This window comes from Paracoccus nototheniae (genome assembly GCF_004335005.1).
In the GTDB taxonomy this organism is placed as follows: Bacteria; Pseudomonadota; Alphaproteobacteria; order Rhodobacterales; family Rhodobacteraceae; genus Paracoccus; species Paracoccus nototheniae.
On record NZ_RQRT01000005.1, the window covers coordinates 52,560 to 74,651 of the forward strand.

General features: G+C 65.9%; 21 protein-coding genes. 12 read left to right on the forward strand and 9 right to left on the reverse strand.

The annotated features are described in order from the left end of the window. Window positions 1–124: 124 nt before the first annotated feature. The 4 genes from EG885_RS04135 to EG885_RS04150 form a co-directional block, all read right to left on the reverse strand. Window positions 125–589 (reverse strand): GNAT family N-acetyltransferase, encoded by a 465-nt coding sequence (locus EG885_RS04135; protein ID WP_131573215.1) that lies wholly within the window; start codon window positions 587–589, stop codon window positions 125–127. Continuing rightward, window positions 586–2,412, reverse strand: a complete 1,827-nt coding sequence (locus tag EG885_RS04140; RefSeq protein WP_379107038.1) for a M3 family oligoendopeptidase — start codon at window positions 2,410–2,412, stop codon at window positions 586–588. Before EG885_RS04140 ends, EG885_RS04135 begins: the two co-directional genes overlap by 4 nt. Before the next feature lie 131 nt (window positions 2,413–2,543). Further along, window positions 2,544–3,362, reverse strand: coding sequence for a GNAT family N-acetyltransferase (locus EG885_RS04145; protein ID WP_131573216.1), 819 nt, complete (start codon window positions 3,360–3,362; stop codon window positions 2,544–2,546). A 65-nt stretch (window positions 3,363–3,427) separates the two neighbouring features. Next, complete coding sequence (locus EG885_RS04150) at window positions 3,428–4,951, reverse strand: cryptochrome/photolyase family protein (RefSeq protein WP_207392197.1); 1,524 nt, start codon at window positions 4,949–4,951, stop codon at window positions 3,428–3,430. A 168-nt stretch (window positions 4,952–5,119) separates the two neighbouring features. Here EG885_RS04150 and proS point away from each other — a divergent pair, with 168 nt between their 5' ends. From proS to EG885_RS04185, 7 genes are all read left to right on the forward strand, one after another. Further along, entirely contained in the window at window positions 5,120–6,481 is a 1,362-nt protein-coding gene (proS, locus tag EG885_RS04155; protein ID WP_131573217.1) for a proline--tRNA ligase, read from the forward strand. A gap of 31 nt (window positions 6,482–6,512) precedes the next feature. Then, window positions 6,513–7,001 (forward strand): DUF2937 family protein, encoded by a 489-nt coding sequence (locus EG885_RS04160; protein ID WP_165571031.1) that lies wholly within the window; start codon window positions 6,513–6,515, stop codon window positions 6,999–7,001. Between the two features lie 117 nt (window positions 7,002–7,118). Beyond that, window positions 7,119–8,303, forward strand: a complete 1,185-nt coding sequence (locus tag EG885_RS04165; protein WP_131573219.1) for an ABC transporter substrate-binding protein — start codon at window positions 7,119–7,121, stop codon at window positions 8,301–8,303. 111 nt (window positions 8,304–8,414) lie between these two features. Then, the gene (locus tag EG885_RS04170; protein WP_131573220.1) at window positions 8,415–9,197 is read left to right on the forward strand and encodes an ABC transporter ATP-binding protein; all 783 of its coding nucleotides are present in this window, start codon (window positions 8,415–8,417) and stop codon (window positions 9,195–9,197) included. Beyond that, the gene (locus EG885_RS04175) at window positions 9,194–10,021 is read left to right on the forward strand and encodes an ABC transporter ATP-binding protein (RefSeq protein WP_131573221.1); all 828 of its coding nucleotides are present in this window, start codon (window positions 9,194–9,196) and stop codon (window positions 10,019–10,021) included. Before EG885_RS04170 ends, EG885_RS04175 begins: the two co-directional genes overlap by 4 nt. A 4-nt stretch (window positions 10,022–10,025) precedes the next feature. Further along, window positions 10,026–11,033 carry a branched-chain amino acid ABC transporter permease gene (locus tag EG885_RS04180; protein ID WP_131573222.1) on the forward strand — a complete coding sequence of 336 codons (1,008 nt, stop codon included), beginning with the start codon at window positions 10,026–10,028 and terminating at the stop codon, window positions 11,031–11,033. Between the two features lie 10 nt (window positions 11,034–11,043). After that, on the forward strand, window positions 11,044–12,378 hold the full coding sequence (locus EG885_RS04185) for a branched-chain amino acid ABC transporter permease (protein WP_131573223.1): 1,335 nt from the start codon (window positions 11,044–11,046) through the stop codon (window positions 12,376–12,378). A 44-nt stretch (window positions 12,379–12,422) separates the two neighbouring features. Here the strand turns inward: EG885_RS04185 and EG885_RS04190 are convergent, their stop codons facing one another. Further along, complete coding sequence (locus EG885_RS04190; protein WP_165571032.1) at window positions 12,423–12,938, reverse strand: CAP domain-containing protein; 516 nt, start codon at window positions 12,936–12,938, stop codon at window positions 12,423–12,425. Window positions 12,939–13,102: 164 nt separating this feature from the next. Between EG885_RS04190 and guaA the strand changes: the two genes are divergently transcribed. Then, window positions 13,103–14,662 (forward strand): glutamine-hydrolyzing GMP synthase, encoded by a 1,560-nt coding sequence (guaA, locus tag EG885_RS04195; RefSeq protein WP_131573225.1) that lies wholly within the window; start codon window positions 13,103–13,105, stop codon window positions 14,660–14,662. Between the two features lie 221 nt (window positions 14,663–14,883). Beyond that, window positions 14,884–15,723, forward strand: a complete 840-nt coding sequence (locus EG885_RS04200) for a universal stress protein (RefSeq protein WP_131573226.1) — start codon at window positions 14,884–14,886, stop codon at window positions 15,721–15,723. Here the strand turns inward: EG885_RS04200 and fnrL are convergent. Next, on the reverse strand, window positions 15,720–16,535 hold the full coding sequence (gene fnrL, locus EG885_RS04205; protein WP_131573227.1) for a transcriptional regulator FnrL: 816 nt from the start codon (window positions 16,533–16,535) through the stop codon (window positions 15,720–15,722). The two genes, EG885_RS04200 and fnrL, sit on opposite strands and share 4 nt — an antisense overlap. 239 nt (window positions 16,536–16,774) lie before the next feature. Between fnrL and rpmG the strand changes: the two genes are divergently transcribed. From rpmG to EG885_RS04220, 3 genes are all read left to right on the forward strand, one after another. Then, complete coding sequence (gene rpmG, locus EG885_RS04210) at window positions 16,775–16,942, forward strand: 50S ribosomal protein L33 (protein ID WP_131573228.1); 168 nt, start codon at window positions 16,775–16,777, stop codon at window positions 16,940–16,942. Between the two features lie 200 nt (window positions 16,943–17,142). Next, entirely contained in the window at window positions 17,143–17,973 is an 831-nt protein-coding gene (locus EG885_RS04215; protein WP_131573229.1) for an XdhC family protein, read from the forward strand. Next, window positions 17,970–18,503, forward strand: a complete 534-nt coding sequence (locus EG885_RS04220) for a nucleotidyltransferase family protein (protein WP_165571033.1) — start codon at window positions 17,970–17,972, stop codon at window positions 18,501–18,503. The genes EG885_RS04215 and EG885_RS04220 overlap by 4 nt, the downstream gene beginning before the upstream one ends. A gap of 105 nt (window positions 18,504–18,608) precedes the next feature. On the opposite strand, the gene EG885_RS04225 is transcribed toward EG885_RS04220, so the two are convergent. The 3 genes from EG885_RS04225 to EG885_RS04235 all read right to left on the reverse strand — a co-directional run bounded on the left by EG885_RS04225 (window position 18,609) and on the right by EG885_RS04235 (window position 22,068). Next, on the reverse strand, window positions 18,609–19,979 hold the full coding sequence (locus tag EG885_RS04225) for an aspartate aminotransferase family protein (protein ID WP_131573231.1): 1,371 nt from the start codon (window positions 19,977–19,979) through the stop codon (window positions 18,609–18,611). 11 nt (window positions 19,980–19,990) lie between these two features. Then, entirely contained in the window at window positions 19,991–21,451 is a 1,461-nt protein-coding gene (locus tag EG885_RS04230; RefSeq protein WP_131573232.1) for an NAD-dependent succinate-semialdehyde dehydrogenase, read from the reverse strand. A gap of 113 nt (window positions 21,452–21,564) precedes the next feature. After that, entirely contained in the window at window positions 21,565–22,068 is a 504-nt protein-coding gene (locus EG885_RS04235) for an Lrp/AsnC family transcriptional regulator (RefSeq protein ID WP_131573233.1), read from the reverse strand. Window positions 22,069–22,092 lie beyond the last annotated feature (24 nt).

Consider the following 22,092-nt stretch of genomic DNA (forward strand, 5'->3'; position numbering starts at 1 on the left):
CCGCACCGGGGCGCCGAAAAGTCGCGCATTGCGAACAGATCGCTCCGTTTTGCAGACGGGCCTCGCCTCTGCATTGGTCCTCAAATATCCGCGGGGGTACGGGGGCGGCAGCCCCCGTGGGCCATCAGATCCAGTACCAGAGATGCTGAGGCCCCAAACGCCCGCCATGATAACATACCCCGTCATCGCGAAACCCGCCCGCCAGATAGATCGCCCGCGCGCCCGGGTTGATCGCATTGACCGTCAGCGCGCACCCCGCCCAGCCCGGATAATATGCCGAAAGATAGCCGCGCAGCAAGGACATCGCCGCGCGACCGGTGCCGCGCCCCTGTTCGGCCCGGTCGATCATCATGCCCCGCAGGCCCAGATGGTCCGGCGGTGCCAGATCCATCCGGGCGGCGTAGTCGCGGTCGATCTTGAAAAATCCCACTGGCCGGTCATCGCGCGTGACGACATGGAAATCGCAGGACGGCTCGTCGGCGGCAAAATGGCTGGCGATGCTGCCACAGAACGGCTCCTGATCGGGCGCGACGGCCAGATGGCTGACGCGCCCGAAAGCGTCCCGGCCCAGAGGGGCCAGAGCGATCACGCCTCCAGCGCCTCCAGTTGGTCGATGAAGCCTTCGATCATCGACAGGCCCTTGTCCCAGAAGGCCGGGTCCGAGGCGTCGAGGCCGAAGGGTGCCAGCAACTCGCTGTGATGCTTGGAACCGCCCGCCGACAGCAGGTCGAAATACTTGTCCTCGAACCCCGGCAGCCCGTCCTCGTAGGCCGCGTAAAGCGCGTTCACCAGCCCGTCGCCAAAGGCATAGGCATAGACGTAAAAGGGCGAATGCACGAAATGGGGCACATAGGTCCAGAAGGTCTCGTATCCCGGCAGGTAATCGAAGACCGGCCCCAGACTTTCATGCTGGACGGACATCCACAGGGCGTTGATGTCGTCGGGGGTCAGCTCTCCGGCGGCGCGGGCGGCGTGCAGTCGGCATTCGAAGTCATAGAACGCGATCTGGCGGACGACGGTGTTGATCATATCCTCGACCTTGCCGGCCAACAGCGCCTTTTTCTGCGCCGGATCGGTGGTCCTGGCCAGCAGCGCGCGAAAGGTCAGCATCTCGCCAAAGACCGAGGCGGTCTCGGCCAGCGTCAGCGGGGTGGAGGCCAGCAGCTCGCCCTGTCCGGCGGCCAGACGCTGATGGACGCCGTGGCCCAGCTCATGTGCCAGCGTCATCACGTCGCGCGGTTTGCCCAGATAATTCAGCAGGATATAGGGATGCGCGGTGGTGACCGTCGGATGGGCGAAAGCGCCGGGCGCCTTGCCGGGCTTGACGCCCGCATCGATCCAGCCCTTGTCGAAGAACGGCTCGGCCAGTTGGGCCAGACGGGGCGAGAAGCCGGCATAGGCCTCGGTCACGGTGGCGCGGGCCTCGGGCCAGCCGATGGTGCGCGGGGTCTCGGTCGGCAGGGGGGCGTTGCGGTCCCAGACCTGCAGCCGGTCCAGACCCAGCCATTTCGCCTTCAGCGCATAATAGCGGTGCGACAGGCGGGGATAGGCGGCGGTCACGGCATTGCGCAGCGCCTCGACCACCTCGGGTTCGACATGGTTGGACAGATGGCGGCCATGCTGGGGGGTCGGCATCTTGCGCCATTTGTCCTCGATGGCCTTTTCCTTGGCCAGCGTGTTGTGGATGCGCGCGAACAGGCCGACCTGCGCCGAAAAGACCTTGGCCAGCGCGCGGGCGCCCGCCTCGCGGCGGCTGCGGTCGTGATCGCTGAGCAGGTTCAGCGTCGCCTCCAGCCCCATGGTCTCGCCCTCGACCTCGAAGGTCATGGCGGCGGTCGTTTCGTCGAAGAGGCGGTTCCAGGCGGCGGCGCCGACGACGGAATTGTCGTGCAGGAACTGTTCCAGCTCGTCCGACAGCTGGTGCGGGCGCATCGCGCGCATCCGGTCGAACACGGGCTTGTAACGGGCGGGCCCGTCGGGTGCGGTGAAGACGGTCGCATATCCCTCATCAGGGATGCGGTTGAATTCGAGGCTGAAAAAGACCAGCGGCGTGGTCATGTCGGTGATCTTTGCCTGCAGATCGCCCATCTGCTTGGCGCGGACCGGATCGGTAGTGTTCTGGTAATAGCGCAGGCCCGCATAGGACATGATGCGCCCGGCCAGAATGTCGATCTGCTGATAGGTTTCGATCGCCTCCAGCATCTGCGAGGGCGTCAGGGCGGCCAGCCGGCCCTGATAATCCGAGGCGAAACCCTGCACCAGCACCTCAAGCCGGTCCAGATCGGCGGCAAGCTCGGGGCTGTCGGGTGCGGGATAAAGATCGCTTAGATCCCATTCGGGAAGGGTTCCGAAATTACCCTGCGCGTGAGCTGCCGCGGGGTCGGTCGCGTCGAATGCCATATGGCCTGCCATGATCGGTCCTTTTCAGTGGTCTGGCCCCAGATGTGGAGCCTGACGGGGTAGGGTGCAAGGTTCGGGCCTGGTGGAGAGGGCGGAAGGGGGGCGCTGCCCCCATCGCGTTCCGCGATTCCCCCGGGATATTTTTATGAAGAAGAAAGGCTTAGGAGGCGCGAGAAGGCGGGGGCGTGGGTGATGGTCGTGTGGCGGGGCAGCTGGCCGTGGATTTGCAGGGCGGGGCCTTGATGGGGCGAGGTGAGGCTGGCCGGGGTAAAGCCGCTGCGGCTGTAATAGGCGGGATCGCCGAGGACCACCACGGGGCGGTCGCCTGCGGCTTGCAGTGCGCAGGCGATCAGCGCGCGGCCAAGGCCCCGGCCCTGCAGCGCGGGATGGACGGCCAGCGGCGCCAGCGCATAGGCGGGGCGATCGGCCTGCAAGGGTGACAGGGCGATATGACCCACCGGCAGGCCATCGGCATGCGCGATCAGCGAGACCGCCAGATCGCCCGCGCGGCGCAGATTGTGGACGAGGTCGGCCTCGGCCCGCGTGCCGAAGGTCAGGGTCAGCAGCCGGTCGAGGGCGTCGTGATCGGATGCGGTCTCGGGGCGGATGGCGGGATGCAGGTCATGGCGGTGGAAATCGCGGGTCAGGCCGGTGCTGGCCTGTCCCCATGTGCTGTCGGCGGTGCGGGTCTGATGGGCGGCGAAGGCATCGGCGTCCGTGAAGATCTCGGACAGGGTCCAGATCAGCGGGTCTTCGGATTGCGCGATGTCGAAGCGCAGGCAGCCCGGCTCGGCGCGGCTGAGGGCCTGATGATCGGGCAACAGATCCAGCGCCGTCATCATCTGGCCCATGTCATGGCAGATCAGGCGGCCCTGCAGCGCGATCATCGGCCGCGAGAGGGGGGCGGGCTGGCCGCCGGTGATGGCCGGGGCAGGGTGGTGGTGACCGCAGGCGCAGCTCATGGACGGATCCCCCAATGTTCGGGGCAGCATCGGGGGCGGCGAGCGCGGCGTCAAGGCGCGCGTCCTCAGACCGGATCGCCTGCGTCAAGCCGGGCCAGAAATGCCGCCGCCTGTTCGCGGATCAGGGACTGCCGGTCGGGGTCCATCCGGTCCCATGTCCCATAGATGCGTCCGATCCGCGGGTTCGTGGCAAAGCGATCGCGGTGGCGGGCCAGAAAATCCCAATAGAGCAGGTTGAACGGGCAGGCCTTGTCGCCGGTCTTGTCGGCCACCTTATAGGCGCAGCCCTTGCAGTAATCGGACATCTTGTTGATGTAATTGCCGGAACTGACATAAGGCTTGCTGCCCACCACACCGCCATCGGCGAACTGGCTCATCCCGATGACATTGGGCGCCTCGACCCATTCATAGGCGTCGATATAGACCTCGAGATACCATTCATGGACCTGATGGGGGTCGATTCCGGCCAGCAGGGCGAAATTGCCGGTCACCATCAGGCGCTGGATATGATGGGCATAGGCGTGGTCGCGGGTCTGGGCCACCGCGTGGGACAGGCAGTTCATCGCGGTGGGCGCCCCCCAGTACAGCGGCGGCAAATTCCGGTGATGGTTCAGCGCGTTGCGCGAGGTATATTCGGGGCCTTCGAGGAAGTAGATGCCGCGCATGAATTCGCGCCAGCCGATGATCTGGCGGATGAACCCTTCGGCTGAGTTGAGCCGAACCTGGCCCGCCGCATAAGCCTTGGCGGCGGCATCGCAGACCTCGCGCGGGGACAGCAGGCCGGCATTGAGATAGGGCGACAGGACCGAATGATGCAGGAACGGATCGTCCTGCAGCATCGCATCCTGCGTCGGGCCGAAATCGTCCAGCGAATGGGCGATGAAATGGTCCAGCACCTGCAGCGCGCCCGCGCGGTCGGTGGCATAGGCAAAGGGGCGCAAGCGTCCGAAATTGTCGGGGAAGCGGGCCGCGACCAGATCCAGAACCTCGGTCGTCACCGGGTCGGGATCGAAGCGTGGCGGGGCCTGGCGCAACAGATCGGCGCGGGCGGGCTTGCGGTTGTCGTGGTCAAAGTTCCATTGGCCGCCCGCAGGCTGATCGCCCTCCATCAGCAACCCTGTCTTGCGGCGCATGTCGCGATAGAACCATTCCATCCGCAATTCCTTGCGATCCTTGGCCCAGTCCTGAAATTCCGCGTGGCTGGCCAGAAAGCGGTCGTCGGGCAGCTGGGTGACGGGCAGCGGCAGATCGGCCAAGGCGCGGATCAGGCGCCATTCGCCGGGCTCGGTCGCGATGACCCGCGTGGCGCCATGCTGGGCGGCGCGGCGCAGCAGCTCGGACGGGATGGACTGGCCGTTATCGGGATCGTCCAGCGTCGTATAGGCGACCGTCAGCCCCTCGGCCCGCAACTGGCCCGCGAACTTGCGCATGGCGGCGAACAGAAAGGCGATCTTCTGGGGATGGTGGCGGACATAGCTGGCCTCGGCCATGACCTCGGCCATGACGATCACGTCGCCGGGCTGGACCGCGCGCAGGGCGGCCACGTCGCGCGACAGCTGGTCGCCCAGGATCAGGATCAGCCGCGCCATCACGTCCCTCCGAAAACCACAGGACGCGCAGCATGGCGTCTGCGTTCCCGGCCTGCGATGCGGCGCGGTGCCGCGCAGGGGGCCGTCGGGCGGGGCCTTGGACCTTGCATCGGGGGGCTGGATGGACCAGAAGTCCAAGGGAAAACTCCGTCATCGAAAGCCCGCCCCATGCGTCTGTCGCGTTATTTCCTGCCCGTGCTGAAGGAAGACCCCAAAGAGGCGCAGATCGTCAGCCACCGGCTGATGCTGCGCGCGGGCATGATCAAGCAGCAGGCGGCGGGGATCTATTCCTGGCTGCCGATGGGCTTCAAGGTTCTCAAGCGCATCGAGCAGATCGTGCACGAGGAACAGCAGCGCGCGGGCCATATCCCGATGCTGATGCCGACGCTGCAACCCGCCGATCTGTGGCGCGAGAGCGGCCGCTATGACGATTATGGCGAAGAGATGCTGCGCGTCACCGACCGCCACAAGCGCGACCTGCTGTACGGCCCCACGAACGAGGAGATGATCACCGACATCTTCCGCAGCCATGTGAACAGCTACAAGGATCTGCCGCTGACGCTGTATCACATTCAGTGGAAATTCCGCGACGAGATCCGCCCGCGCTTTGGCGTGATGCGGGGGCGCGAGTTCCTGATGAAGGACGGCTATAACTTCGACCTGACGAAAGAGGCCGCACTGCATGCCTATAACCGGCATCTGGTCAGCTATCTGCGCAGCTATGAACGCATGGGTCTGCAGGCCATTCCGATGCGCGCCGATGGCGGCCCGATCGGTGGCGATTACACGCATGAATTTCTGGTGCTGGCCGAGACCGGCGAATCCGAGGTCTTTTATGACAGCCAGATCACCGACCTGACCTTTGGCGACCGCCAGATCGATTACGACAATGTCGAGGAATGTCAGGCCGTGCTGGAGGAATTCACCAGCCGCTATGCCCGCACCGACGAGACGCATGACGAGGCCGTCTATGCCGACGTCCCCGAGGATCGCCGTCGCACCGCGCGCGGGATCGAGGTCGGGCAGATCTTCTATTTCGGCACCAAGTATTCCGAACCGATGGGCGCCACGGTGCGCGGTGCGGACGGGGCACAGGTGCCTGTGCATATGGGCAGCCACGGGATCGGCGTCAGCCGCCTGCTGGGCGCGATCATCGAGGCCAATCACGACGACAAGGGCATCATCTGGCCCGAGGGCGTGACGCCCTTTCATGTCGGCATCGTCAATCTGAAGCAGGGCGACAATTCGACCGACAGCGCCTGTCAGGCGATCTATGCCGAATTGCAGAATCGCGGGCTGGACCCGCTTTATGACGATCGCGACGAACGGGCCGGGGCGAAATTCGCATCGATGGATCTGATCGGCCTGCCCTGGCGGATCACGGTCGGCCCGCGCGGCCTGACCAACAACAAGGTCGAGTTGACCTGCCGCCGCACCGGCCAGACCGAGGAATTGTCGCCCGCCGATGCGATCCACCGGGTCATGCAGATCTATCAGCCGGTTCTGGGGCTGCCTGTTCAGGACAAGTGAAAGGGCCCGGACATTTGAAAGGGCGGGGGACATGACCGGGCTGTTGCGGCTGGCTTTGGCGGGGCTTCTGGCCGCCCTGTTGTCGCAATTTCCGGCTTTTTCGGACCAATATGTCCAACGGCTTGGCGGTCAGGTCGATGCGCTGACGCTGGTCGTTCAGGAATTCGACGCCAGCGCCACCCGCGCCGGGCTGTCGCGGACCGAGGCGCTGGCCGATCTGTCGGGCAGCGCCTTTCGCGACGGTCACCGCGCCGACATGACCCGCGCCTTCACCCGGCTGGACCGGGCGCGCGCCGATCTGGCCATGCTGCGCATCGCGGGGCCGCTGGAACGGATGCTGCTGCCCCACCGGCTGCGCGATCTGGACACGTTACGCGCCACCTGGGACGATTTCCGCCCGGCGCTGCCGCTGACCACGTCCGGGCTGATGGCGGGGGGATTGGGTTTCGTGCTGGGCTGGTTGCTGGCCGCGCTGACGGGACGGGCGTTCCGGCGTCAGGACCGGCTTGGCTGGCGCTAGGGGCCTTGTGCGCTTTGCTTACAAACAATGCAAAAGCGCAGCAGATGACCCTTCCTTTTTGAACGTCCCGCTTCTAACCTGACGCGCAGGACAACGTTCCAACTGGGAGACTTCTACATGAAAAACCTTCTTCTTGCGACCGCCGCCGCCGCATTGATGGCCGGTGCCGCTGGCGCTGAAGAGATCAAGCTGGGCATCTCGCTTGGCTTTACCGGACCGCTGGAATCGATGGCCCCTGCCATGCAGCAGGGCGCCGAGATGGCGATGAAGGAAGTCAGCGATTCGGGCCTGCTGCTGGATGGATCGACCGTCGTGTCGGTCACCGGCGACAGCACCTGCATCGATGCCGCCGCCGCGACCGCGACAGTCGAACGCCTGATCGCCTCGGAAGGCATCAAGGGCATGATCGGCGGCATGTGTTCGGGCGAAACCATCGCCTCGCTGGAAAACGTCGCCAAGGCCAATGGCATGGTGATGATCTCGCCCTCGGCCACCTCTCCGGCGCTGACGGATATCGAGGATGACGGGCTGTTCTTCCGCACCGCCCCCTCGGATGCCCGTCAGGGCGAGGTGATGGCGCAGGTGATCGCCGACCGCGACATCTCGTCGGTCGCCGTGACCTATACCAACAACGATTACGGCAAGGGTCTGGCCGATGCCTTTGCGGCGTCCTTTACCGCCAATGGCGGCACGGTCACCGTCAACAGCGCCCATGACGACGGCAAGGCTGATTACTCGGCCGAGGTCGGGGCACTGGCGGCCGCGGGCGGCGATGCGCTGGTCGTGGTCGGCTATGTGGATCAGGGCGGTTCGGGCATCGTGCGCGGCGCGCTGGACAGCGGCGCGTTCGAAACCTTCGTCTTCCCCGACGGCATGGTCGGCAGCGCGCTGGAGGAAAACTTCGGCACCGAGATCGACGGCAGCTTTGGCCAGAACCCCGCCGCCGAGGGCGAGGGCCGCGAGACCTATCTGACCATGGCCGAGGCTGCGGGCTTTGACGGTTCCGGCGCCTTTTCCGGCGAGGCTTATGACGCGGCGGCGCTGATGCTGCTGGCGATGGCCAAGGCGGGATCGTCCGATCCGGCGGTCTATAAGGACAGCGTGATGGACGTGGCCAACGGCCCCGGCGAGGAAATCCTGCCCGGCGAACTGGCCAAGGCGCTGGAGATTATCAATGGCGGCGGCGATGTCGATTATGTCGGCGCCACTGCGGTCGATCTGGTCGGACCCGGCGAATCCGCCGGCACCTTCCGCGAGGTGCAGTTCACCGATGGCAAGCTTGAGGTCGTCGGCTATCGCTGACCCTTTCGTCACGTGACGCGGCCCGGCAGGAATGCCGGGCCATTTTTCAAATAATAAGAACCGCTTGCCGCATAGACTTCACCTATTGTGTGAAGACAGGGACAGGGACGCATGATCAGGGTCGAGGATCTTCACAGACATTTCGGCGGCTTTCGCGCCGTCGATGGCGCCAGCCTGACGATCGAGACAGGATCGATCACCGGGCTGATCGGCCCCAATGGCGCGGGGAAATCGACGCTGTTCAACGTCATCGCGGGCGTGCTGCCCCCCACCTCGGGCCGCGTCTTCATGGATGGCGAGGATATCACCGGCCTGCCGCCGCACACGCTGTTTCACAAGGGTCTGCTGCGCACCTTCCAGATGGCGCATGAGTTTTCCAGCATGACCGTGCGCGAGAATCTGATGATGGTGCCCGGCCTGCAATCGGGCGAGACGATCTGGAAGACCTGGTTCCAGCGTGGCCGCATCGCCCGGGAAGAGGCCGACCTGCGGCGCAAGGCCGACGAGGTGCTGGATTTCCTGACCATCCGCCACCTGACCCATGAAAAGGCCGGCAACCTGTCGGGCGGTCAGAAAAAGCTGCTGGAGCTGGGCCGCACGATGATGGTCGATGCCAAGATCGTCTTTCTGGACGAGGTCGGCGCGGGCGTGAACCGCACCCTGCTGATGACCATCGCTGACGCGATCCTGCGCCTGAACCGCGAACGGGGCTATACCTTCTGCGTCATCGAACATGACATGGATTTCATCGGCAAGCTGTGCGACCCGGTGATCGTCATGGCCGAGGGGCGCGTGCTGGCCAAGGGCAGCGCGTCGGACATCATGCAGAACGAAGCGGTGATCGAGGCCTATCTGGGCACCGGCCTGAAGAACAAGGACATGGTGGGCGCATGAGCGACACGACCTTCGGCAATCGGGGCAATCGCGACGCCTCGGTCGTGAACCCCAAGGGGCGCGGCACCATCGACGGCACCCGTCGTTCTGGCCCGGTGGGACCGGGGCGGACCGGCGATCCGTTTCTGATCGGCGAGAACATGACCGGTGGATACGGCAAGGGCGCCGACATCCTGCATGATTGCACCATCGCCGTGGAACAGGGCCAGATCGCGGTGATCGTGGGGCCGAACGGCGCGGGCAAATCGACGGCGATGAAGGCGATCTTCGGGATGCTGAACCTGCGGCAGGGATCAGTCCGGCTGAGCGGGCAGGACATCACCGCGCTGAACCCGCAGGACCGCGTCAAGGCGGGGATGGGCTTTGTGCCGCAGGTGAACAACATTTTCCCGTCCATGACGGTCGAGGAGAACCTTGAAATGGGCGCCTATATCCGGCGCGACGACATCAGGGCGACGATGGCGCAGGTCTATGATCTGTTCCCCGCCGTCGCAGCCAAGCGCAAACAGGCGGCGGGCGAATTGTCGGGCGGGCAGCGCCAGCAGGTGGCCGTGGGCCGGGCGCTGATGACCCAGCCCAAGGTGCTGATGCTGGACGAACCCACCGCAGGTGTCAGCCCGATCGTGATGGACGAATTGTTCGACCGCATCATCGCCATCGCGCGCGGCGGGCTGCCGGTCCTGATGGTGGAACAGAATGCGCGTCAGGCGATGATGATCGCCGACAAGGCCTATGTTCTGGTGCAGGGCGCCAATGCCCATACCGGCACCGGAGACGAGCTGATGAAAAACGACGAGGTGCGCCGCACCTTCCTGGGGGGCTGAGACCTTGGATATCCTGAACGCCCTCGTGGTCTTTCTGAATTTCGTGTTCATCCCCGCCGCCGCCTATGGCGCGCAGCTGGCGCTTGGGGCGCTTGGGGTGACGCTGATCTATGGCATCCTGCGGTTCTCGAACTTTGCCCATGGCGATACGATGGCCTTTGGCGCCGGCGTGGTGATCCTGCTGACCTGGGGGTTGCAGGGCATGGGGATCAGCGCCGGGCCGCTGCCGACCGCGCTGATCGCGCTGCCCTTCGGCATCGCGCTGACGGCCCTGCTGGTGCTGGGCACCGACCGCGCCGTCTATCGGTTCTATCGCAAGCAAAAGGCGGCGCCGATCATTCTGGTCATGGCATCGGTGGGCGTCATGTTCGTGATGAACGGGCTGACCCGAATCCTGATCGGGGTGGATGAATACCGCTTTGACGACGGCGCGCGGTTCATCATCAATGTCCGCGATTTCCGCGAGATGACCGGCCTGCCCGAGGGGCTGGCCCTGCGCTCCACGCAGGCGCTGACGGTGGTGGTGGCGTTGGTCGTGATGGTGGCGCTGTTCTGGTTTCTCAACCGCACCAAATCCGGCAAGGCCATGCGCGCCTATTCCGATAACGAGGATCTGGCCCTGCTGTCGGGCATCGACCCTGAACGGGTTGTCCGGCTGACATGGATCATCGCGGCGGGCCTCGCCACCATCGCGGGCACGCTCTACGGATTGGACAAGTCCTTCAAGGCCTTCAACTATTTCCAGATCCTGCTGCCGATCTTTGCCGCAGCCATCGTCGGGGGCCTGGGCAATCCGCTTGGCGCCATCGCGGGCGGCTTTCTGGTCGCCTTTTCCGAGGTGGCGGTGACCTATCCCTGGGTCCGGGTCGTCGGCTATCTGGTGCCGGGGTTCGAGCCTTCGGGCCTGATGCAGCTGCTGGGGACGGAATACAAATTCGCCGTCAGCTTTGTGATTCTGATCGTCGTTCTGCTGTTCAGGCCCACGGGTCTGTTCCGCGGCAAATCGGTGTAAGGGGAAGATCATGGCCACCAACCGTCAAGCCACCTCCTCCTCCAGCCGCTGGCGCGCGCCGGTGCTGTTCGCCGTGCTGGCGATTCTGTTCGTACTGGAGGGGACGGTGCGAAATTCGATGTTCTCGGGCAGCTGGAACACCTCGCTGGCGATCCTGAACATGGGGCTGATCTCGGCCATCACGGCTTTGGGCGTGAACATGCAATGGGGCTATGCGGGGCTGTTCAATGTCGGCGTCGTGGGCTTTCTGGCGATGGGCGCGCTGGCCCCGGTGCTGGTGTCGCTGCCCCCGGTCGAGGGCGCATGGGCGGCAGGCGGCACCCGCCTGATGATGGCGCTGGCCGTGGGTCTGGGCACGCTGGCGCTGGCCAAGCTGGCATGGACGCGCACCCGCAGCGGCCTTCTGGTGGCGGCCCTGCTGATCGGCGGCTTTGTCGCCTATCGCGCGCTGTTCGACCCCGCCGTCATCGCGATCGAGGCCAACAACCCCGCCCGCCACGGCAATATCGGCGGTCTGGGCCTGCCGGTGCTGCTGTCATGGGTGGTGGGCGGCCTGTTCGCCGCCGCCGCCGCATGGGCCATCGGCAAGGTCGCGCTTGGCTTGCGATCGGACTATCTGGCCATCGCCACGCTTGGCATCGGCGAGATCATCGTCGCCGTCATGAAGAACGAGGACTGGCTGGCGCGCGGCGTCAAGAACATCACCTCAATCCCCCGGCCCGTCGCGCAAGAGGTCGCCCTGCAGCGCAACCCCGACTTTGTCGATTTCGCCGCCAGCTGGGGATTTCCTGCCGCCGAAGCCTCGGGGATCTGGGTCAAGCTGTCCTATATGTCGCTGTTTCTGGTCGTGCTGCTGGTCATCATCCTGCTGGCCGAACTGGCACTGAAATCCCCCTGGGGCCGGATGATGCGCGCCATCCGCGACAACGAGACCGCCGCCGAGGCGATGGGCAAGGACGTCACCCGCCGCCATCTGCAGGTCTTCATTCTGGGATCGGCGGTGATCGGGGTGGCGGGCGCGATGATGGTGACGCTGGACGGGCTGCTGGCGCCGACCAGCTATAACCCGCTGCGCTATACGTTCCTGATCTGGGTGATGGTGATCGTCGGCGGGTCCGGCAACAACTGGGGCGCCGTGCTGGGCGCGGTCACGATCTGGTTCTTGTGGATCAAGGCCGAGGTCTGGGGCCCGGCCCTGATCGCGGCGCTGACCGGTCCTCTGCCCGACAGCGCTTTCAAGGCGCATCTTCTGGACAGCGCGCCGCATATGCGCTTCATCGCGATGGGGCTGGTGCTGCTGGCGGTGCTGCGGTTCGCGCCCCGGGGATTGCTGCCCGAGAAATGACACGATCGGGGCGGCGGCCATGCTGGCTGCCGCCCAGCCAGACGTCAGCGGCAGTTGTTGCCCAGAACCGTGCTCAGCCACATCCGCCCGTCGGGGCCCTGCACCGCGCCGCTGCCGACCTGATAGCTCAGCTGACCCAGAATCTGTTCGCGCTGCGGACCGGCGGCCAACCACGCGCCTACGGTGCCCTCGGGCGTGCCACCGGCCCCCACCAGCTGCACCACGCCGCAGGTCGGATAACCGACAGAGCGGGCGCGATCGACTACGTTCGATCCGTTCGACCCCGCCACATCGGCCCGGCCGGTCTGCGCCATGTCGCAGGCATGGGCCAGGGCGATGCGGTTCAGATCGTCATTCACGGCCAGCTCGTTCTTGCCCTCGGCCAGGCGCGCGGCATTGACGCCGCTGGACAGGCGCGCAGCCGCCTGCGCATCGCCGCTGCATTCGGTGGCCAGCGCCTGATCGGCGGGGGCTTGCGGGGCGTTCACGCCGGGTATCGGCAGCTGACAGGCGGACAGCACCATCAGGCAGGCGGCAGCGGCAAGGGGGGCTTTGAACATCGGACAGACCTTCTGATCGGAACGGCGGGCCGCAGGAACGCGGGCCACGGGAATAAGCGCAACGGGACGGCTTGCCGGGAAACGTCGCCCGGGATTGGCAAGTTCCGCCCCTTGGGCCCTGCGAAACCCTTGCAAGGCCCTGAAACCGCGCTTAAAGCGCATCCATGACCCAGCACCAGCGCCTTTTGATCATCGACTTCGGCAGCCAGGTGACGCAGCTGATCGCGCGTCGCCTGCGGGAACTGAATGTCTATTGCGAAATCCACCCGTTCAACGCGGTGTCCGACCAGTCGCTGCGCGACATGGCCCCACAGGCGATCATCCTGTCCGGCGGCCCCGCCAGCGTCACCGATGCGGGCAGCCCCCGCGCCCCGCAGGCGGTGTTCGACATGGGCGTGCCGGTGTTCGGCATCTGCTATGGTCAGCAGGTGATGATGGAACAGCTGGGCGGCACGGTCGAGGCCGGCCACCACGCCGAATATGGTCGCGCCTTCATCGCGCCCACGCCGGGCCATAAGTCCGACGGCATCTTCGCAGGCCTGTTCGGAACCGGCCGCGAAGAAGTCTGGATGAGCCATGGCGACCGCGTCACCCGGCTGGCCCCCGGCTTCGAGGTCATCGGTACCTCTCCCAACGCCCCCATCGCGATGATCGCGGACGAGGCGCGGCGGTTCTATGGCGTGCAGTTCCACCCCGAGGTGCATCACACGCCGCAGGGCCGCATCATGCTGGAGAATTTCGTCCGGCTGGCGGGCTTTACCGGCGACTGGACCATGGCCAGCTATAAGGACGAGGCGATCCGCAAGATCCGCGAGACGGTGGGCGACCGCAAGGTCATCTGCGGTCTGTCGGGCGGCGTCGACAGCAGCGTCGCGGCGGTCCTGATCCACGAGGCGATCGGCGACCAGCTGACCTGCGTCTTTGTCGATCACGGATTGCTGCGCCTGAACGAGGGCGCCGAAGTCGTCAAGATGTTCCGTGACAATTACAACATCCCCCTGATCCATGCAGACGAGGTCGAGCTGTTTCTGGGCTCGCTGGAGGGGATCAGCGACCCCGAGGTCAAGCGCAAGACCATCGGGCGGCTGTTCATTGACGTGTTCCAGAAATACGCCAGCGGCATCGAGGGCGCCGAGTTTCTGGCGCAGGGCACCTTGTATCCCGACGTGATCGAAAGCGTCAGCTTCAGCGGCGGGCCGTCGGTCACGATCAAGTCCCACCACAATGTCGGCGGTCTGCCCGAAAAGATGGGCCTGAAGCTGGTCGAACCCCTGCGCGAGCTGTTCAAGGACGAGGTGCGCGAACTGGGACGCGAGCTGGGCCTGCCCGCCAGCTTCATCGGCCGCCACCCGTTCCCCGGCCCCGGCCTTGCCATCCGCTGCCCCGGAGAGATCACCCGCGAAAAGCTGGAGATCCTGCGCAAGGCCGATGCCGTCTTCATCGACCAGATCCGCAAGCATGGCCTGTATGACGAGATCTGGCAGGCCTTCGTGGCGATTTTGCCGGTCCGCACGGTGGGCGTGATGGGCGACGGTCGCACCTATGATTTCGCCTGCGCGCTGCGCGCTGTGACATCGGTCGATGGGATGACGGCGGATTACTATCCCTTCACCCATGAATTCCTGGGCGAGACTGCGACCCGGATCATCAACGAGGTCAAGGGCATCAACCGCTGCACCTATGACATCACCTCGAAGCCTCCGGGCACGATCGAGTGGGAATGATCTGAGGCCGTCTTCACCGCGGCGCGATGCCTGTCCGGCACAACCGGCCGGACGGGCAGTTGGCGCGGCACCCGGTGACCCTTTCGGGCCCATCCTGCAAGCGGCGCCTTGATCTGGATCAAGGCGCCGCGCCGCCCGATGGCCTATGCCGGAAGGATGCGGCAGGTCCGGGCCTTTTTCCCAGCATCATCCCGGCCGGCCCCCCTGAAGGAGGGTTGATCATGGCCTATAAAACGCTGTTGACCGTGCTGACCGATGCGGCCGGGGCAGGGCCTTTGCTGGCCGATGCCGTCGCGCTGGCGCGGCGTCATGATGCGCATCTGGACGTGCTGTGTCTGGGCTTCGATCTCAGCACCACGGGCTATTACGATCCGGGCGGCGCGATGGCCATTCAGGTCGAAAACATCGCCGCAGCCCAGGCCGAGGCCCGCGATCTGGGCGTGCTGGCCCGCCGCGTGCTGGACAGGGAGGACATCCGCTTTGGCATCGAGACCGAGGCGCTGCCCTTTGGCGGCATCGGCGCGATGGTGGCCGCGCGGGCGCGTTTCGCCGATCTGACGGTGCTGCCCCGCCCCTATGGCGAGGGCGCATCGGATGAGACGGTGATGGTGCTGGAGGCGGCGTTGTTCGCCGGGCATTCACCCGTGCTGGTCGTGCCCCCCACCGGCCTGCCTGCGGTCTTTGGCACCCGCATCGTCATCGGCTGGAACCAGACGCCCGAGGCGCTGACCGCCACCCGCGCCGCCCTGCCGTTCCTGCAGGCCGCAGCGACCGTGGACATCACCGTGATCGCGCCCCCGCGGCACAGCCCCGACCGATCCGATCCCGGCGGTGCGCTGGCGCAGATGCTGTCGCGCCACGCTGTGCGGGCCGGGGTCAGCGTGCTGGCCTGCACCCTGCCGCAGGTTTCGGACGTGCTGCAGCGCCACCTGCACGACAGCGGCGCCGACATGCTGGTGATGGGGGCTTACGGGCATTCCCGCCTGCGCGAGGCCATTCTGGGCGGCGCCACCCGCACCATGCTGAAACTGGCAACGGTGCCGGTGCTGATGGCGCATTAACGCGTCTGGTCGACCATCCCGCCATCGGCATCGTCGCCCGCCGCCCGGACCAGCCGGGGCAGGTCGGGGATCACGATCCGGCGGGCGCCCTCCAGCCGGATCAGCCCGTCGGTCTTCAGCGCGGTCATCTGGCGGCTGACGGTTTCCAGCGTCAGGCCCAGATAATCTGCCATTGCCTCGCGCGTCAGCGGCAGATCAAAGGACAACAGTCCGGGTTCCGCGGGTCCGGATGCCGGGCCGCCCGCCATCCCTGCGCCCGCCATCCCTGCGTCCGGCGTGCGATCGCCCGCCAGGGCCGCCATCCGCTGCGCGACGATCGCCAGCAGGCTGGCGATCTTTTCGCGCGCCGCCTTGCGCCCCAGCACCAGCATCCACTGGCGCGACGCGTCCAGTTCGTCCAGCGTCATCTCCAGCAGGCGGCTGCCCAGATGGGGCACGTCGCGGATCAGGCGTTCGAACGGCGCCTTGCGGAAACAGCACAGGACCAGATCGGTCACCGCCGTCACGTCATGCGTGGCCGTCAGCCGCCCCGGTCGCCCGACGAAATCCGACGGCAGCAGCAGCCCCACCATCTGGCGGCGCCCGTCCTCCATCGTCTGGTTCAACGTCGCGACGCCCGACACGACCGAGGCCACGAAATCCATTCGGTCTCCGGCCCAGACCACCGTCTGGCCGGGTTCGAAGCTGCGATAGAACTTGATGTTTTCCAGCTGCGCCAGTTCGTCGTTTTCGCAATGCGCACAGACAGCGCGATAGCGGATCTGGCAATCGCAGCAATTCTGCGAGGTGAGCCTGAACTTTTCCAGCGACATGACGGTGAACTTTGAGCTGCGCCAGAGACGGCCCCGGACGAGACGACAATGATAGATCATCGCCCTGCTGGTTGCAACGCGCAGCCCTGATCCCGGCCCGCAGACCGCATTTCGACGTAGGCCATGCGATTTCCGGCCTTTGACGGTTGACTCCGCCGCGCCTGAGGATAAAAGGCGGCTTCCACAGGAATTCCAAGGGGTGTGCGGCGCGCGATTGCCCCGAAGCAGGAGCGATAAACATGGCGAAGCCGACCACCATCAAGATCCGGCTGAACTCGTCCGCCGGGACCGGTCATTTCTATGTGACCAAGAAAAATGCCCGGACGATGACCGAAAAGATGTCGGTTCGTAAATACGATCCCGTCGTCCGTCAGCATGTCGAATACAAGGAAGGCAAGATCAAGTAAGATCTGCCTGACCCTTCGATGCTCGATTTTCGATGCACGGGCCGCCATCCCAAAGGGATCGGCGGCCTTTTGCATGGCCCGCGCTGCGCATGACTGCACATTGACGCACCATCGCGCCCGGATCGGTTCATTTCCTGCATCCAAATGTCGGGCTGCTGCGTTAGGATGGCTCACGATCCCTGCGCCCGAAAGCCTGTCCGATGATCTCAGCCCCGATTGCCGCCGCCAGCGACTGCCCTGTCAAATCCCTGCTGCGCCGCCCGGATGGCGCGCTGGCGATGCTGACCGCATCGCAGGGCGGGTTTCCCCGTCGTCCCGGTGCGATGATGGCTCTGTGGCCCGACGGGATGCGGGTGGGCAGGCTGGGGGCGGGCTGTATCGATGCCGATATCGCCGCCCATCTGGACCGGCCCGGTCCGGTGACGCGGCTGACCTATGGCGTGGGTGGCCCGGTCGATCTGCCGCTGCCCTGTGGCGGCAGTGTCCAGATCGCGCTGATCCACCGTCCAGACCCCGACTGGCTGGGCGCGATCTGGGACGACCGGATCCGGCGCCGTACGGGTCGTTGGTGCGTCAATCTGGGAACCGGCACCGCCTGTCGCGCCGATCAGCCCGATGAGCTGGACTTTGCGCTGACCCTGCCGCCCCCGCCCGCCTTCCAGATCCACGGAGAGGGGGATGAATCGCAGGCCCTGTCCGCGCTGGTCACGGCGCTCGACCTGCCGCTTCTGGGGCAAGAGGCGCGCCCGGATGCCCATAGCGCGGTGGTGACGCTGTTTCACGACCATGACCGCGAATTGCCGGCGCTGACCCGCGCGCTGAACTCCGATGCGTTCTATATCGGCGCCCTTGGGTCGCGTCGTGCGCGCGATGCCCGCCATGCCGCGCTGCAGGCTCTGGGGATCACCGAAGCCCAATTGGCCCGGCTGCGCGGCCCGATCGGCGTGGTCAGCCCTGCCCGCGATCCGCGCCTGATCGCCGCCTCGGCCCTGACCGAGATCCTTGCCGCCTACGAGGCGCTGACTGCGTGATCCGCACCGGCCTGCTGCTGGCCGCAGGCGCCTCGCGTCGCTTTGGCCCGCAGGACAAGCTGCTGGCCCCGCTGCGGGGCCAACCTTTGGTGGCCCATGCCGCCCAAGCCATGCGCAGTACCGATCTCGATCACCGCATCGCCGTCATCGCCAATCCGGACCTGACCCCCTGGCTGGAGGGATTCCGGATCATCCTGATCGCGCAAGGCCAGCAATCCGACAGCCTGCGCGCCGGGCTTCAGGCGGCGGGCATCCCGGACCGTTTGCTGATCGTGCTGGGCGACATGCCCGACATCACTGCCGCGCATCTGTCCCGGATCATCGCCACGACGACCGACGATCTGCCCGCCTGCAGCCATGATGGACGGTCGCCGCTGCCTCCTGCCTGCTTTCCGCGCCAAAGCCTCGGCGCCCTCGAAACCCTCACCGCCGATCAGGGCGCCGCCCGCCTGCTGCGACAGCTGCCGCCCGCACAATACATCACGGCACCGACGCTGCTGCGCGACATCGATCACCCCGAAGACCTCTGACCTTTCTTCTTCATGAAAATATCCCGCAGGGGGGGTCAGCCATCGGTTCAAGAACCGCTGGCAGCCGGGGGGCGCGAAGCCCCCCCGCCGTCGCGGGACGCAAACTCAGCCCAGCACCTCCGCCACAGCCTCGGCCGTCACATCGACGATCTGGTCCGCCTCGTCGCGGGTCAGGCACAAGGGCGGCGCAAAGCCCAGGATATCGCCCTGTGGCATGGCGCGCGCGATGACGCCGCGCTTCAGCATGGCGGCGACGACCTTGGCGCCCTTGCCCTCGGAGGGGTCGAAGAACCGGCGCGCATCGCGGTCGGCCATCAGCTCGACCGCGCACAGCATCCCCTCGCCGCGCACCTCGCCGACATGGGCGTGATCGCCCACCGCCGCCGTCATGCGCTGGTTCAGATAGGCGCCGACCGTGCCGGCATTCTCGACCAGCCCCAGACTGTCGATCAGCTTCAGGTTGGCGACCCCGGCGGCGGCGCCGATCGGATGGGCGGAATAGGTCCAGCCATGGCCCATCACGCCGTTCTCATCCGTGCCGCGCGCCAGCACGTCCCACATGCGCTGCCCCACGATCGAGGCTGACAGCGGCGCATAGGCCGATGTCAGCCCCTTGGCCGATGTGATCAGGTCGGGTTTCATGCCGTAGTGATCGGACCCGAACATGGTGCCAAGACGGCCGAACCCGGTCACCACCTCATCCGCGATCAGCAGGATATCGTGGCGGTCCAGAACCTCCTGAATGGCGGGCCAGTACCCGGCGGGGGGCGGCACGATGCCGCCGGTGCCCAGAACCGGCTCGCCGATGAAGGCGGCGATGGTGTCGGCGCCGTGTTCCGCGATCAGCGCTTCCAGTTTTTCGACGCAATGGCCGACGAAATCGGCCTCGGACATGGCGGCATCGGGGCGGCGGAAATAATAGGGCGCCTCGGTATGGATCACCTGTTCCAGCGGCAGATCGAATTTCTTGTGGAACAGCTCCAGCCCGGTCATGGATCCGGTGATCAGCCCCGACCCGTGATAGCCGCGCCAGCGGCTGATGATCTTTTTTTTCTTCGGGCGGTTCAGGATATTGTTGTAATACCAGATCAGCTTGATGTTCGTCTCGTTCGCATCCGATCCCGACAGGCCGAAATAGACCCGCGCCATGCCTTCCGGTGCGCGGTCCATGACCATCTTGGCCAGCGTGATCGCGGCCTCGGTCCCGTGGCCCGCATAGGAATGGTAATAGGCCAGCTCGCGCGCCTGCGTGGCGATCGCCTCGGCGATTTCCTGACGGCCATAGCCGACATTCACGCAATAGAGGCCCGCGAATCCGTCCAGCAGCTTGTTGCCGTCACGGTCATGGATGTGACAGCCGCTGCCGCCGGTCACGATGCGCTGCGGCGCCTCGCCGCGCGCGAATTGTCCCAGATGGGTCGAGGGATGGAAAAAGCTCTCGCGGTCCCATTTCGCCAGTTCATCATTGGTCAGCATAGCGTGTCCTCTCATGCCCAATCGCGGCAGATATATTTGATGTCGGTAAAGGCCTCGAGCCCCTGACGGGCGCCCTCGCGGCCGATCCCGGATTGCTTCATGCCCCCGAAGGGGATCGGCGCGCCGGTGACCTTGGTGCGGTTCACGGCGACCATGCCGTATTGCAGCGCCCGCGTCAGACGATAGATGCGGCGCGGGTCAAGGCTGTGGACATAGGCGACCAGCCCGTATTCGCTGGCATTGGCGCGGGAGATCACCTCGTCCTCGGTGTCAAAGACCGACAGGGCGGCGACCGGGCCAAAGGTTTCCTCGCGCATGATCGCGGCACTGTCGGGCACATCGGCCAGCACGGTCGGCTGGAAGAACAGCGGCCCCTGATCGCCGTCCACCGCGCCCCCGGTCAGGATGCGGGCGCCCTGGGCCACGGCATCGGCGACATGGGCGACCTGCTTGGCGATCGCGCGGTCATGAATCAGCGGTCCCAGATCGCCGTCCTGCATGCCAGGCGCCAATGTCAGCTTGTCCACCGCCGCCGCAAAGCGGGCGCAGAAATCGTCATAGACGGGCCGGTGAATATAGAAGCGGTTGGCGCCCAGACAATCCTGACCCGAGGTGGCGAACTTGGCCTTGACCGCCTCGGCCACGGCGCGGTCCAGATCGCAGCCCTCGAACACGATGAAGGGGGCGTGGCCGCCCAGTTCCAGCACCAGCCGTTTGACCGTATCGGCGGATTGGCGGTAAAGCAGCCGCCCCACCTCGGTCGAGCCGGTGAAGGACAGCGCGCGGACGCGGGGATCGCCGGTCCAGACGCCGACGATGGTCGCGGCGTCGCCGATGACGGTGTTCACGACGCCATCCGGGAATCCCGCACGGCTCGCCAGCACCGCCAGCGCCAGCGCCGACAGGGGGGTTTCGGCGGACGGGTGGATGACCACCGTGCAGCCCGCGCCCAAGGCCGCCGCCGCCTTGCGGGTGATCATCGCACAGGGAAAATTCCACGGCGTGATCAGAGCGGCGACGCCCACGGGTTCGCGCCACAGCTCCATCTCGGCATCGGGCAGGTGGCTGGTCACGCCTTCGATATTCGGGCGCAGGGCTTCCTCGGCATAGAAGGCCACGAAGCTGGCGGCATAGTCGATTTCGCCGCGCGCCTCGCTGATCGGTTTGCCCTGTTCGGCGACCATGATCAGGGCCAGATCCTCGCGCGCCTCAAGGATCAGGGCGTGCCAGCGGTGCAGGATCGTGGCGCGGTGCTGGGGCAGCATGGCCGACCATGCGGGAAAGGCCGCCTGTGCCGCATCGACGGCGGCGCGCGCGCCCTTGGCGTCGCTGATGGCGACCTGGGCGGTCAGCCCGCCGGTGGCGGGATCGCGCACGGCCATCCGGCCATCCGCCGGAAAATCGCCCGCGCCGGGCAGCAGGCCCTGATCAGTCAGGCGTTCGGGCAGCGGGGTCTGGTGATCGTCAAGCATCAAAGCCTCCTTGTTGATCCAAGGATGGCGCAGGTGGGGCAGGGGATTTGCCTGTAGGCGGCGGGATGGGCAGAGAATTCCTCTGTTGTCGCGCGGCGGGGCGCGAGAATCCTCTAGCCCAGCAGCGCGCTGGCGGGGGGCTGGTCCTTGACCGGCTTGGTCACGATATAGCTGAAATAGCGCCGCACCCCGGCCCGGCTTTCCAGCAGCCCGTCCATCAGCGTCTGGAACGCGGCCACGTCCGAGGCGATGACCTGCATCAAGTAATCATAGCCGCCGCCGATGGCCCAGCAGCCGGTGACCTGATCCATCCGGGCGATCACCCGTTCGAACATCTGGAAATTCTCGCTGCGATGGCTGTCCAGCTCGACCGTGACAAAGACCTGCACATGCGGCCCAAGCGCCGCCAGATCGATTTGGGCGCGATAGCCCCGAATCAGCCCCGCCTGTTCCAGACGCTTCATGCGGTCCCAGCAGGGGGTGGGCGACAGGTTCACGCGGGCGGCCAGATCGGTTTTGGCGATGCGCCCCTCGCGCGACAGGATCGCCAGAATGGCGATGTCGCGGTCGTCAAGGCGCGGACTGCGGGGCAAAAGGGGGCTGCGGGGCGGGATCATGCGCCCGCTTGTTCCCGGCGCGGC

What these genes read in the sequence shown, in the direction of transcription:
- EG885_RS04140 (WP_379107038.1), bottom strand. Translation starts at nt 2,412, where the DNA reads ATGGCAGGCCATATGGCATTCGACGCGACCGACCCCGCGGCAGCTCAC.
- EG885_RS04145 (WP_131573216.1), bottom strand. Translation starts at nt 3,362, where the DNA reads ATGAGCTGCGCCTGCGGTCACCACCACCCTGCCCCGGCCATCACCGGC.
- EG885_RS04150 (WP_207392197.1), bottom strand. Translation starts at nt 4,951, where the DNA reads ATGGCGCGGCTGATCCTGATCCTGGGCGACCAGCTGTCGCGCGACGTG.
- proS (WP_131573217.1), top strand. Translation starts at nt 5,120, where the DNA reads ATGCGTCTGTCGCGTTATTTCCTGCCCGTGCTGAAGGAAGACCCCAAA.
- EG885_RS04160 (WP_165571031.1), top strand. Translation starts at nt 6,513, where the DNA reads ATGACCGGGCTGTTGCGGCTGGCTTTGGCGGGGCTTCTGGCCGCCCTG.
- EG885_RS04165 (WP_131573219.1), top strand. Translation starts at nt 7,119, where the DNA reads ATGAAAAACCTTCTTCTTGCGACCGCCGCCGCCGCATTGATGGCCGGT.
- EG885_RS04170 (WP_131573220.1), top strand. Translation starts at nt 8,415, where the DNA reads ATGATCAGGGTCGAGGATCTTCACAGACATTTCGGCGGCTTTCGCGCC.
- EG885_RS04175 (WP_131573221.1), top strand. Translation starts at nt 9,194, where the DNA reads ATGAGCGACACGACCTTCGGCAATCGGGGCAATCGCGACGCCTCGGTC.
- EG885_RS04185 (WP_131573223.1), top strand. Translation starts at nt 11,044, where the DNA reads ATGGCCACCAACCGTCAAGCCACCTCCTCCTCCAGCCGCTGGCGCGCG.
- EG885_RS04190 (WP_165571032.1), bottom strand. Translation starts at nt 12,938, where the DNA reads ATGTTCAAAGCCCCCCTTGCCGCTGCCGCCTGCCTGATGGTGCTGTCC.
- guaA (WP_131573225.1), top strand. Translation starts at nt 13,103, where the DNA reads ATGACCCAGCACCAGCGCCTTTTGATCATCGACTTCGGCAGCCAGGTG.
- EG885_RS04200 (WP_131573226.1), top strand. Translation starts at nt 14,884, where the DNA reads ATGGCCTATAAAACGCTGTTGACCGTGCTGACCGATGCGGCCGGGGCA.
- fnrL (WP_131573227.1), bottom strand. Translation starts at nt 16,535, where the DNA reads ATGTCGCTGGAAAAGTTCAGGCTCACCTCGCAGAATTGCTGCGATTGC.
- rpmG (WP_131573228.1), top strand. Translation starts at nt 16,775, where the DNA reads ATGGCGAAGCCGACCACCATCAAGATCCGGCTGAACTCGTCCGCCGGG.
- EG885_RS04215 (WP_131573229.1), top strand. Translation starts at nt 17,143, where the DNA reads ATGATCTCAGCCCCGATTGCCGCCGCCAGCGACTGCCCTGTCAAATCC.
- EG885_RS04225 (WP_131573231.1), bottom strand. Translation starts at nt 19,979, where the DNA reads ATGCTGACCAATGATGAACTGGCGAAATGGGACCGCGAGAGCTTTTTC.
- EG885_RS04230 (WP_131573232.1), bottom strand. Translation starts at nt 21,451, where the DNA reads ATGCTTGACGATCACCAGACCCCGCTGCCCGAACGCCTGACTGATCAG.
- EG885_RS04235 (WP_131573233.1), bottom strand. Translation starts at nt 22,068, where the DNA reads ATGATCCCGCCCCGCAGCCCCCTTTTGCCCCGCAGTCCGCGCCTTGAC.